Origin of the sequence: Peribacillus sp. FSL M8-0224, assembly GCF_038003055.1 — a bacterium.
Classification (GTDB): Bacteria; Bacillota; Bacilli; order Bacillales; family DSM-1321; genus Peribacillus; species Peribacillus frigoritolerans.
The window spans coordinates 3,670,584-3,683,544 of record NZ_JBBOOJ010000001.1 but is presented as its reverse complement, the minus strand read 5'-3'; the positions used below and the strand labels follow the sequence as shown (position 1 = coordinate 3,683,544).

Genomic DNA, 12,961 nt, shown 5'->3' with positions numbered 1-12,961 from the left:
TTAAATTGCATTGGTAATGAGAACATATTTTCTTTTTTTGAAATAAACACTATAATGAAAAGAAACATGCCTTACAAAGGTGGGAGAAAAAAACGTGTATACTCATCTCCATATTCAGAGCGGATACAGCCTGCTGACAAGTACGGTGAAGATCACTGAACTTGTGGCCAAAGCGAAAGCGGATGGCTGTACAAGTCTTGCCTTAACCGATCGAAATGTTATGTACGGTTCGGTCTATTTTTATAAAGAATGCAAGAAGCAGGGCATTAAGCCGATTATCGGCATACTTGCGGATGTCCTTGATGAACGGGAATCTCCACATGGACTTCTTTTATTGGCAAAGAGTCTGCAAGGATATAAAAACCTGCTTAAAATAAGCAGTGCCATAAAAACGAAATCCCCGTCAGGCATTCCAATGAATTGGCTTAAAGCCTATTCCGGGGGCTTGATTGCAATCACACCAGGTGCAGAGGGGCAAATAGAAACGCTATTGAGAGAAGAAAACCCTGAAGAAGCCAAACAGGCAGCAGGGCGATTTCTGCAAATTTTTGGTCATGATAACTTTTATGTATCCATACAGAGACTTTCGATTGCGGAAGAGGAAAAAGGTAACGAAGCCATAAGTCAGTTGGCGAGAGATTTAGAGATAAAGATTGTCGCGACGAATCCAGTCTATTATTTGAACGAAAGCGATGCACTCGCTCATGAAGTCTTATTGGCAATCGGAAATGGCGACAAGCTGGCGGATGAGACGCATATGGTCCTTGAATCGGATCAATTTTATTTGAAAAGCCGGTCTCAGATGGCAGAACTATTCCATGACAGGCCGGATGCACTCGAAAATACACTGCATATTGCCGCGCAATGCAATCTGGACATTTCATTTCATCGTTCACTTCTGCCTAAGTACCCTACTGAGGATGGAGCCACAGCCGAGGAAATGCTCGAAACCATCTGCTTCCAAGGGCTGAAGAAAAGAGTGCCGGAACCATCCATTCAATATGAAGATCGCCTGCGATATGAATTGGATATCATCACCAAGATGAAATTCAGCGATTACTTTTTAATCGTTTGGGACTTCATGAAATTCGCTAAGGATCATCAAATCCTGACTGGTCCAGGAAGGGGGTCGGCCGCAGGGTCGATGGTCGCTTATGTGCTGTCGATCACGGATGTCGATCCAATCGAACATTCCTTGCTGTTCGAGCGTTTCCTGAATCCGGAACGTGTCTCGATGCCGGATATCGACATTGACTTTCCGGATAACCGCCGTGAAGAAGTGATTGCCTATGTCGCGAAGAAGTACGGGGAACTTCATGTAGCACAGATCATTACATTCGGAACATTGGCTGCCAAGGCTGCGTTAAGGGACACAGGACGTGTTTTCGGCCTGAATTCAAAGGAACAGGAAGCGGTATCGAAAATGATTCCAGGCCGTCTGGGCATCACGCTTCCCGAGGCTTTCAAGGAATCGAAAAGGCTTAGGGAATTTGTTAATGAGAGTGACCTGAATCAAAAACTATTTCAAACCGCGCTATTGCTTGAAGGGCTGCCTCGCCATGCTTCGACACATGCCGCCGGCGTCGTCATCAGTGACCAGGCACTGACCGAGCATATCCCGATTCAGGGAGGCCATGAGGGCATCCACCTGACTCAATATCCAATGGACCTTCTCGAAGAACTGGGACTTCTTAAAATGGATTTTCTTGGACTCCGCAATTTAACGCTCATCGATAATATTATAAATAACATTAAAAAGGGAACGGGGAAAAAGCTCGACTTGTCCCATATTCCGATGGATGACCCTGAGACGCTGGCCCTTTTAGGCAGAGGCGAAACAACCGGAGTGTTCCAATTTGAATCGGATGGCATCCGAAAGGTTTTGATCAAGCTGAAACCGAACCGATTCGAGGATATCGTTGCGGTCAATGCCCTATATCGTCCAGGTCCGATGGAAAATATACCGCTGTTCATCGAGCGAAAGCATGGACTTGCTCCGATTGATTACCTGCACGAGGATTTGAAGGATATCCTCGAGCCTACATACGGGGTCATCGTTTATCAAGAACAAATCATGCAAATCGCCTCCCGCTTAGCAGGGTTTTCATTAGGGGAGGCTGACCTGCTCCGACGTGCCGTTTCGAAGAAGAAGAAGGATGTTCTGGATCAAGAGCGGCAGCATTTCGTGAGCGGAGCATTGAAACAAGGATACTCCGAAAAAACGGCAGATGAGATTTATTCCTTGATTGTCCGCTTCGCTAACTATGGATTCAACCGAAGTCATGCGGTGGCGTATAGTTTCATCGCTTATCAGCTGGGTTACTTGAAAACCCACCATCCGGAATATTTCATGGCAGCACTTTTGACATCGGTTGTCGGGAATGATGAAAAGATTTCGCAATATATCCGAGAAGCAAAGAAGAAAGGGATAGCGGTTCTGCCTCCCTCGATTAACCGGAGCGGTTACCCGTTTTTACCGGAAAAGGAAGGGATCCGTTATAGCCTTGGAGCCATAAAAGGGATAGGCGGGACGGTCCTAAAAGATATCTTTGCTGCGAGGCGTCAGAAGAAGTTCGCTGATTTATTCGATTTCTGTTTGCGCGTTTCGGGGAAAATCGTAAATAGAAAAGTGTTGGAAGCGCTTGTCCATTCAGGTGCATTTGATGAATTCGGTGAAGACCGGGCAACATTGTTGGCGAGCTTGGACGTAGCGATCAATCATACGGAATTGGTTAATCCGGATGATGACCTATTCGATATGTTTTCGGATGGCGAGTTTTCACTCAAACCGAAATACCACCGGGTCGATCCTATCCCAATCGAGGACAAACTCTCGTTGGAAAAAAGCGCATTGGGGCTTTATCTATCGAATCATCCTGTGACAAGCTACAGAGAACTTTTTCAGCACTTCGGCTGTTTGACAATAGATGAAGCTATTAATAAAAAGGAATCGAAAGTCTTACTTGGCGCTTACATCACCTCGGTTAAAACCATAAGGACAAAAAAGGGCGATGTGATGGCTTTCTTGAGCGTCAGTGATGAAGAGGGGGATATTGAAGCGGTCGTTTTTCCAAATGTTTATAAAAACCACTCTGCCGACTTGAATCATGGACAACTCGTTATGCTGCAAGGGACATTGGAAGAGCGGGATGGAAAAACTCAATTCCTGATCCGGAACGTGTACCCGCTTGAAAAAGTGAAGCAGATGAAAGAGGAAAAAAACGGAACGATATTCCTGAAAATTGAGGCTGGCAAGCAAACGAAGGATACACTGCAAAAAATAAAAAAAATTTTAATGCAGCATAGCGGTGAAACCAAGGTCATGCTTTTTTACGAGAGGGAAAACCGCTATGTACAGCTATCTTATTGGGATTGGGTCAATCCTACAGATAGATTGATGCAGGCATTATTTGACTTGGTGGGAAAAGGGAATGTGGTTTACAAGAAAGAATAACTGTTTTACAACTTTAATAGTTATGTTATATTGAAAACAGGCCGCTGTGGTCTGACCACTAGATTTCAGCATATAAGATAATGGGTTACCCAATTTGTTTTAGGAGTGAAACTATGACATTAAGAGAAGAAGCGTTACATATGCACCGCTTGAATCAAGGAAAATTAGAAACAGTTTCGAAAGTGCCGGTTAGGAACGCAGTAGATTTGAGCCTGGCTTATTCTCCTGGTGTCGCAGAACCGTGTAAAGATATTTACGATAAGCCGGAAACCGTTTATGACTATACAATGAAGGGGAATACGGTTGCCGTCATTTCTGATGGAACGGCTGTTTTGGGACTTGGAAACATCGGTCCGGAAGCTGCTATGCCGGTCATGGAAGGAAAAGCCGTTTTATTTAAAAGTTTCGCCGGAGTGGACGCTTTCCCGATTTGTTTAAAAACGACGGATGTGGACAAAATTGTAGAGACCGTTAAATTACTCGAACCGACTTTCGGTGGAGTGAACTTAGAAGACATAGCCGCACCAAATTGTTTTGAAATTGAAGAACGACTCAAGAAAGAAATGAATATTCCTGTTTTCCATGATGATCAGCACGGTACAGCCATTGTTACTGTTGCCGGTCTTGTGAACGCGTTACGACTGGTGAATAAATCAATGTCAGAAATTAAAGTGGTAGCGAATGGCGCAGGCGCTGCGGGCATTGCCATCATTAAATTGCTTTATAGCTATGGAGTTCGCGACATCATCATGTGTGATACGAAGGGTGCCATTTATGAGGGCCGTTCGACAGGTATGAATGATACAAAAGAACAAGTGGCGAAAGTGACCAATCGAAATAGGGTTTCAGGACCTTTGGAATCTGTCATTGAAAACGCTGATGTATTTATAGGTGTTTCTGCCGCAGGTGCATTGACAAAAGAAATGGTTTCTTCGATGAATCGGGATGCGATCATTTTCGCGATGGCTAATCCAGATCCGGAAATCATGCCGGAAGATGCAAAAGCAGCGGGTGCCAAGGTTGTTGGAACTGGCCGTTCGGATTTCCCGAATCAGGTCAATAACGTCCTTGCTTTCCCAGGGATTTTCCGTGGTGCCTTGGATGTACGTGCGACTCATATCAATGAAAAAATGAAGGTCGCTGCAGTAAAAGCCATTGCTGGATTAATACAGGAGCATGAGTTGAACGAAGACTACGTGATCCCTGCTCCATTTGATGAGAGGGTGGCACCTGCCGTTGCGGCTGCTGTTGCCAAGGCAGCGATGGAAACTGGAGTAGCTAGAATCAATGTAGATCCAGAGGTAATTAAAGAAAAAACAAAGAAATTAGCGATCATTGGAAAAAGTGAGGAATAATTAATTTGGCAGGTCGTACTTCTTCATCCAAAATTTATCTCGATGTCGTTGAGAGCCTACGTAGCATGATTGAAGCGGACAGCCTCCTGCCGGGAGATAAAATCCCATCAGAACGGGAGTTATCGGATCGTTTTAATGTTGGGCGTTCCTCTGTCCGTGAAGCATTGCGTGCCTTAGAGCTATTAGGTTTAATAGAAACAAGGCGTGGTGAAGGGACGTTTATTAGGGATTTCCAGGAGCATAAGCTAGTCGAGCTTCTGGGAACCTTTTTTTTGCAAGATAAAAAAGTACAAGAAGATTTGGCTGAGACGAAAAGGCTGATTGAAATTGACTGTTTGCGGATCGTCGCTTTTTTCGCTACGGCTGAGGATATCAAAAGATTAATGGCCTGGGTCAAAGCGGATAAGTTTCATGATGATGATTTCTTTTTAAGAATTGCCATTATGAATCGCAATCGTTTGCTGGAAAGAATTTGGCGCATTGTCAACAGCTATGCTAGAACATCAGAGATGGTACAGGGTAATGTGAAAAAAGAAGATTATCTGGCACTTCTTACATATTTGCTCGAACGTGATGAAGAAAAAGCCATCGAAACGTATCTTATTAGAATTAGAAATATGTCGAAGGGCGAATGACACCTTTTTACACGATACTAATTTTATTTCTGATATAGTTTGTACCAAGTATCATAAAATAGATAATTGGTGGTAAAGGGAGGATTAAGCTTGCTTAAAGAGCTATTTGCGAAGTCTAAGAAGAAATATGCAACGGTTCCTTTAGATCGGGAGAAACAAGATGTACCAGAAGGAATCATGACAAAGTGCACCGGCTGTAAAAAAATCATGTATACAAAAGAATTGGTGAAAAACAAGAAAGTCTGTCTGCATTGCGGGTACCATCATCCGATGTCTTCCCATGAGCGCATCGAATTTTTATTCGACGAAGGCACTTTTAATGAATTTGATAAAGAAATGATTTCCGTTAACCCGCTTGATTTTCCGGATTACTTGGAAAAATTGGAAAAAGATAGAAAGAAAGCCAAGATTAATGAGGCGGTTGTTACAGGAGTCGGAAGCATCAATGGGTACCAAGTTTCAACTGCCATCATGGATTCGAATTTCCGGATGGGAAGCATGGGATCCGTTGTTGGCGAAAAAATTACCCGTGCCATTGAACGTGCTGGTGAATTGAAGATTCCGTTCATCATATTTACGGCATCAGGCGGCGCCCGGATGCAGGAGGGTGTTTTGAGCTTGATGCAGATGGCAAAGACAAGTGCAGCACTCAAGATATTCAGCAATGAAGGCGGACTGATCATATCAATGATGACCCATCCTACCACAGGCGGGGTTTCGGCAAGTTTCGCGTCACTTGGCGATATTAATCTAGCCGAACCTGGAGCCCTTATTGGATTTGCGGGACGAAGAATCATTGAGCAGACGATTCGTGAAGAACTTCCTGAAGATTTCCAAACGGCTGAATTCTTGTTGAAGCACGGTCAATTGGATGCGGTCGTCAAACGTACGGAAATGAAGGAAACCTTGACGACGATCCTTAAAATCCATGCCCCGGGCGGTGAGTGGTTATGATTTACGAATTAGAGTTCGAGCGTCCCATTACGGACCTGAGAAATAAAATTAAAGAGCTAAAGACAATTTCGAAGGATGCTGATGTAGACCTTACAGCAGAAATCGAAACATTGGAAAAGCGTTTAGAGAAGCTGGAAGTGGATATCTACAACCATCTTAAACCGTGGGATCGTGTTCAGATTGCCCGGCATCCAGCCCGTCCGACGACGCTTGATTACATTCCGCTGTTATTCAATGACTTCATCGAGTTTCATGGTGATCGTTATTATGGGGATGATGAAGCGATTGTCTCTGGAATCGCAGAATTCAATGGACTTGCCGTGACTGTCATCGGTCATCAACGCGGGAAGGATACGAAGGAAAACATCCGTCGTAACTTCGGCATGCCCCATCCTGAAGGCTATCGAAAAGCTTTGCGTCTGATGAAACAGGCTGAAAAATTCAACAGGCCGATTATTTGTTTCATTGATACGAAGGGAGCTTTCCCTGGTAAAGCTGCTGAAGAGCGCGGGCAAAGTGAAGCCATTGCGAAAAACCTTTTCGAAATGGCAGGACTGAAGGTCCCGGTCATCAGTATTGTCATTGGTGAAGGCGGAAGCGGCGGTGCATTGGCGCTTGGCGTCGGAGACCGAATTTTCATGCTTGAGAACTCAACATATTCCGTGATTTCCCCTGAAGGGGCTGCAGCCTTGCTGTGGAAGGATGCCTCTCAGGCTAAGAGGGCTGCGGAAACGATGAAAATCACGGCTCCCGACTTAAACCGCTTAGGAGTCATCGATGAGATCATTCCTGAAGTGAGGGGCGGCGCCCATCGGGATTCGAATTTACAGGCAGAAGCCATCAAGGAAATCCTGAAACGTTCATTCAATGAACTGTTGCCATTAAATAGTGATGATCTTATCAACCAGCGTTATATGAAATTCAAGAAAATCGGTGAATATGAATTTGCAAAACAACAACCTGAGGGCGAACCTAAGGAAGTGGAACAGCATTCATAAACACATTTTGGAAAAGGAAAAACGTGCTGCCTGGGGCAACACGTTTTTTCATCCTTTCATTCGCGCATATGTATTCATTACCGAAACGAGTAAAGAATATGGTTTGTGTGTAGAATGTAAAGTTTCACACCATTTTACTTCAATTTCTGAAGAGAATCGGTTAGGCTTATAACATCAAGTATGCATAAGTGAAACAGTTACTGCTTATTGAAGCTTGAAAAAGGGTACAATGATATAGCGAAGCTTAAAATTGATTAGTGCTGTAGAGAGGTGACATTTATGAAAAGAATAGGTGTATTGACAAGTGGAGGAGATTCTCCAGGAATGAATGCGGCAGTCCGAGCAGTTGTCCGGAAAGCAATTTTTCATGAAATGGAGGTCTTCGGTATTTATCATGGCTATCAGGGTCTGATAAATGGCAATATAAAGAAGCTTGAACTTGGGTCGGTCGGGGATATCATTCATAGAGGCGGCACGATGTTACATACGGCTCGCTGTCCGGAATTTAAGACGGAGGAAGGCCAGCTGAAAGCGATTGAACAATTGAATAAACATGGTATCGAGGGCATTGTCATAATTGGTGGCGATGGTTCTTACCGCGGGGCGAGAGCTTTAACGGAAAGGGGTTACCCTTGTATCGGGGTTCCTGGAACGATTGATAACGACATACCGGGTACGGACTTTACGATTGGTTTCGATACGGCCCTGAATACAGTCATCGATGCTATCGATAAAATTCGGGATACGGCTACTTCTCATGAAAGGACTTATGTGGTTGAAGTGATGGGAAGAGATGCCGGCGATATTGCACTTTGGGCTGGATTGGCTGGCGGAGCTGAAACGATTCTTTGTCCTGAATATGAATATGAAATAGATGATTTGATTGGAAAGCTGAACCGCGGACATGACCGAGGGAAAAAGCACAGTATCATCATAGTAGCTGAAGGTGTTGGAAGTGCCGTTGATATCTCCAGGAGTATTGAGGCGAAAGCAGGAATTGAAACCCGTGTAACTGTCCTGGGCCATGTTCAGCGCGGAGGATCTCCCTCTGCAAATGACCGGGTATTGGCAAGCCGGCTTGGGGCAAGAGCCGTTGAATTGCTTCTTGAAGGAAAAGGGGGCAGGGCAGTCGGAATCGAACAAAATCAACTTGTTGATTATGATATCATCGAAGCTCTTGCTAAACCGCATACAATTGACAAGAAAATGTATGAATTATCCGCTGAGCTATCCATTTAATCATTTTTATTGACCGATAGGAATCGCTTTTTAGTAATGGGTATTTAAAAGAAGACATAAAACACTGCGCCCCCTGTCTTCAAGAAGTGGACAGGCGGCGAGTTTTCCTTAAAGGAGGATGACACTATGCGTAAAACCAAGATTGTTTGTACGATTGGCCCCGCAAGTGAAAGTATAGAAAAGCTGGTTCAATTAATAGAGGCTGGAATGAATGTAGCACGGCTTAACTTTTCTCATGGAAATCATGAAGAACACGCAGCTAGAATCCGCAATATCAGAGAAGCGAGCGAAAAAACGGGTAAACAGGTTGCCATCCTGTTGGACACAAAAGGACCTGAAATACGGACAAATAATATGGAAAATGATTCTATGGAGCTTGTAGCCGGCAATGAAGTCATTATTTCCATGAATGAAGTCCTGGGAACACCTGAAAAATTCTCCATTACCTATGAAGGGCTTCTGCATGATGTTCACCTAGGATCTAAAATCCTTTTGGATGATGGATTGATCGGGCTTGAAGTGTTGAAGATTGATGAGGTCAGAAAAGAAATCCATACGAAAATCTTGAATAGCGGTACACTTAAGAACAAAAAAGGCGTCAATGTTCCAGGAGTTTCGGTTAACCTGCCTGGCATAACGGAGAAAGATGAACAGGATATCCTTTTTGGGATCGAACAGGGTATCGACTTCATTGCTGCCTCATTTGTACGCAGGGCTTCCGATGTGCTTGAAATAAGTGAATTATTGCAGCAAAATGGTGCGGAACATATTCAAATCATCCCTAAAATCGAAAATCAAGAGGGCGTGGACCGTCTTGATGAGATCTTGGAAGTTTCAGATGGCTTGATGGTGGCACGTGGAGACTTGGGAGTGGAAATTCCTGCAGAAGAAGTGCCATTAGTCCAAAAACAAATGATCAAAAAATGTAATAATGCCGGGAAACCAGTCATAACGGCTACACAAATGCTCGATTCGATGCAGCGTAATCCAAGGCCGACCCGTGCAGAAGCAAGTGACGTGGCCAATGCCATATTTGATGGAACGGATGCAATCATGCTTTCTGGCGAAACAGCTGCTGGAACCTATCCTGTCGAAGCGGTGCAAACGATGCATAACATTGCTTCACGTGCTGAAACTGCCCTTGATTATCGGGATATCTTATCAGTCAGAAGCAAAGTGAACCGTCATAATGTCACGGATGCTATTGGTCAATCCGTTGCCCACACTGCGCTTAATCTTAATGCCGGGGCAATCATCACGCCTACTGAAAGCGGTCATACGGCAAGGATGATCTCCAAATACCGCCCTAAAGCACCGATCATTGCGGTTACATCCAATGATCATGTTTCAAGAAGGCTTGCTTTGGCATGGGGAGTCTATCCGCAGATTGGTCCAAAAGCGACGACTACCGATGAAATGCTTCAAACCGCAATAGATGAAAGCCTGCATTCTGGCTTAGTTTCCCATGGGGATTTAGTCGTCATTACAGCCGGTGTGCCTGTAGGTGAAACAGGTACGACTAACTTGATGAAAATTCATGTGTTAGGAGAGGTTCTTTTGAAGGCTCAAGGAATCGGCAGGAAATCAGCGAAAGGTGAAGTGGTTATCGCTAAGAATGCCAAGGAAGCTTTGGAAAAAGTGAAGGAAGGCTCTGTATTGGTTACAATCGGTTCTGACCGCGAAATGATGCCGGCAATTGAAAAGTGTGCGGCATTGATTACGGAAGAAGGCGGTTTGACAAGCCATGCAGCTGTTGTAGGAGTCACATTGGGCATACCGGTCATCGTTGGGGCGGAGGACGCAACCAAGGTTTTCACGGATGGTCAAAGAATAACGGTCGATGCAGGTCGTGGAGTCATTTATGATGGACATGCAAACGTTCTGTAAAACGAAATTTTGGCTGATTCCTTGCCAATGAGGTAAGATGGATGTACCGCACCAGAAATGGGCTGTGCAGGAGGAATGAAGATGAAATATTTTTTAATGTTTATCATTGCGATGCCGGTCGTTGAAATTATTGTCCTTTTGCTGTCAGGCAATCTGATTGGTTTTTGGCCAACGCTGTTCCTGATTGTAGCCACAGGTTTGATCGGAGCCTATTTGGCTAAACGGCAAGGGATGGAAACGTGGAAAAAGGCACAGGAACAGATTCGTTACGGAATGATGCCAGGAAATGAAATCATTGATGGGATCTGTATCTTTATCGGAGCTGCACTGTTGCTGTCTCCTGGGCTCATCTCGGATATCATGGGATTGATCCTTGTGTTTCCGCCAACCCGGAATCTCCTCAAACCGATTGTTATCCGGTTTATCATGAACAGGATGAATAAAGGGAAAGTTACCATTATTCGGCATAAATAAATATAAGGCTGTCTAAAGGCGTAAGCTTTTAGGCAGCCTTTTTGGTCTTTGAAAAAGATCCGCAACAGCATCCCGTTTTTTTATGGGGTGCTTTTTTGCTTTACAAATGGCTCTCTGTTTCACCATTGAATGATGATTTCCACGAGAATGAAATGTGTATAATAACAGGATTTTTAAATGATACCCTTGGAAACATTGGTAAATAAGGCTTTTCCATGCTAAAAAATCTTTTTTTAGATTTTTTAGAAAAAACTGGTGACAAATTTATGCAACGTGTTATATAATACAAACAGGAAATAAAACATCTGTATTATAACATAAAAGAGTTGGAAAGGGTGTGGAGAGGCAACATGATTACGGAAGCAAAAGGCTTACAGATTACAGGCAACATTAAGCCAGGATATGAACAAATACTTACAACGGAAGCTCTTCAATTCATCGAAAGAATGGAACGGCATTTCAGTGGAAGAAGGTCAGAACTTCTAGAACGGCGGAAAAGCGTTCAGGAAGAACTGAATCAAGGCAAGCTTCCTGATTTCCTTGAAGAAACGAAGCATATTCGTGAAAGTGATTGGACGATTGCGCACCTCCCGAATGATTTGCAGGACCGCAGGGTTGAAATCACTGGACCTGTTGATCGTAAAATGATCATAAATGCCATGAACTCAGGTGCCAATGTATTCATGGCGGACTTTGAGGATGCCAATTCACCCACTTGGGAGAATTGCATCGATGGCCAATTGAATCTGCGCGATGCAATCCGCGGAACCATATCATTTAAAAATCCAAATGGCAAAGTGTATGAATTAAATGAAAGAACAGCTGTGCTAAAGGTAAGGCCACGCGGCTGGCATTTGGAGGAAAAACATGTCCTTTTGGATGGACAGCCTATATCAGCCAGCATTTTTGACTTTGGACTATACTTTTACCACAACGCAAAAGCATTGGTCGAAAAACAAAGCGGTCCATACTTTTACTTACCGAAAATGGAAAGCCATCTCGAAGCAAGATTATGGAATGAAATATTCGTATATGCACAGAACGATTTGAGAATCCCGCAAGGAACCATCAAGGCAACGGTCTTGATAGAAACAATTCTTGCTGCATTCGAAATGGACGAAATTCTGTACGAGCTGAAAGAACATTCGGCAGGCCTGAACTGTGGCCGCTGGGATTATATCTTTAGTTTCCTGAAAAAATTCCGTAACTCGGATGATGTCATTTTCCCAGATCGACAGCAGGTCACGATGACCGTCCCGAACATGAGGGCGTATTCCTTACTGGCAATCAAAACATGTCACAGCCGTAATGCTCCTGCAATTGGCGGGATGGCCGCACAAATTCCCGTTAAAAATGACCCGGTTAAGAACGATGAGGCTTTTGCGAAAGTTAAGGCAGATAAAGAACGCGAAGCAAGAGACGGTCATGATGGAACATGGGTTGCCCACCCAGGTATGGTAAGCACGGCAAAAGAGGTTTTTGATCTGCTCGTCCCAAAACCGAATCAAATTTTCCGGAAACGGGAAGATGTCCATGTAACAGCACAAGAGTTGCTGGCTGTACCGGAAGGAACGATCACAGAGGCAGGCTTAAGGACGAATATTAATGTAGGCATCCAATATATCGCCTCATGGTTAAGCGGCAGAGGTGCGGCACCTATCAATAACTTAATGGAAGATGCTGCAACCGCTGAAATTTCAAGGGCTCAAGTCTGGCAATGGATCCGTCATCCAAAAGGCATTCTCGAAGATGGCAGGAAAATAACCGAGGAATTATTCCATCAAATCAAAGAAGAAGAATTGGCGGTCATTAAATCGGAAGTAGGGGAAGAAACTTTCAAATCAGGAAAGTTTGAAGAGTCTACTAAACTATTTGAACAATTGATTGAAGCCGAGGACTTTGCAGATTTCTTAACTAACGCGGCATATGAAAAATTATCTTAATATTCAAAATATATAATATGAA

Annotated in this window: 9 protein-coding genes; all 9 read left to right on the top strand. The window is 43.9% G+C overall.

From position 1 onward, the window contains the following. The first annotated feature begins 94 nt into the window (after nt 1–94). The 9 genes from dnaE to aceB all read left to right on the top strand — a co-directional run bounded on the left by dnaE (nt 95) and on the right by aceB (nt 12,939). The gene (gene dnaE, locus MKX49_RS17665) at nt 95–3,454 is read left to right on the top strand and encodes a DNA polymerase III subunit alpha (protein WP_340877179.1); all 3,360 of its coding nucleotides are present in this window, start codon (nt 95–97) and stop codon (nt 3,452–3,454) included. Between the two features lie 113 nt (nt 3,455–3,567). Next, the gene (locus MKX49_RS17660; protein WP_323596514.1) at nt 3,568–4,809 is read left to right on the top strand and encodes an NAD(P)-dependent malic enzyme; all 1,242 of its coding nucleotides are present in this window, start codon (nt 3,568–3,570) and stop codon (nt 4,807–4,809) included. 5 nt (nt 4,810–4,814) lie between these two features. Next, the gene (locus tag MKX49_RS17655; protein ID WP_105718762.1) at nt 4,815–5,444 is read left to right on the top strand and encodes a FadR/GntR family transcriptional regulator; all 630 of its coding nucleotides are present in this window, start codon (nt 4,815–4,817) and stop codon (nt 5,442–5,444) included. A 90-nt stretch (nt 5,445–5,534) separates the two neighbouring features. Further along, nucleotides 5,535–6,398, top strand: a complete 864-nt coding sequence (gene accD, locus MKX49_RS17650; RefSeq protein WP_063594386.1) for an acetyl-CoA carboxylase, carboxyltransferase subunit beta — start codon at nt 5,535–5,537, stop codon at nt 6,396–6,398. After that, nucleotides 6,395–7,396 carry an acetyl-CoA carboxylase carboxyl transferase subunit alpha gene (gene accA / locus MKX49_RS17645; protein ID WP_053535914.1) on the top strand — a complete coding sequence of 334 codons (1,002 nt, stop codon included), beginning with the start codon at nt 6,395–6,397 and terminating at the stop codon, nt 7,394–7,396. Before accD ends, accA begins: the two co-directional genes overlap by 4 nt. A 279-nt stretch (nt 7,397–7,675) precedes the next feature. Beyond that, nucleotides 7,676–8,635: a 6-phosphofructokinase gene (gene pfkA, locus MKX49_RS17640; RefSeq protein ID WP_340877178.1), complete on the top strand. Its 960-nt coding sequence runs from the start codon at nt 7,676–7,678 to the stop codon at nt 8,633–8,635. 126 nt (nt 8,636–8,761) lie between these two features. Continuing rightward, nucleotides 8,762–10,522, top strand: coding sequence for a pyruvate kinase (gene pyk, locus MKX49_RS17635; RefSeq protein ID WP_063594385.1), 1,761 nt, complete (start codon nt 8,762–8,764; stop codon nt 10,520–10,522). Between the two features lie 81 nt (nt 10,523–10,603). Further along, nucleotides 10,604–10,996, top strand: a complete 393-nt coding sequence (locus MKX49_RS17630) for an FxsA family protein (protein WP_034309123.1) — start codon at nt 10,604–10,606, stop codon at nt 10,994–10,996. Between the two features lie 350 nt (nt 10,997–11,346). Then, the gene (gene aceB / locus MKX49_RS17625) at nt 11,347–12,939 is read left to right on the top strand and encodes a malate synthase A (protein ID WP_340877177.1); all 1,593 of its coding nucleotides are present in this window, start codon (nt 11,347–11,349) and stop codon (nt 12,937–12,939) included. Nucleotides 12,940–12,961: the final 22 nt, after the last annotated feature.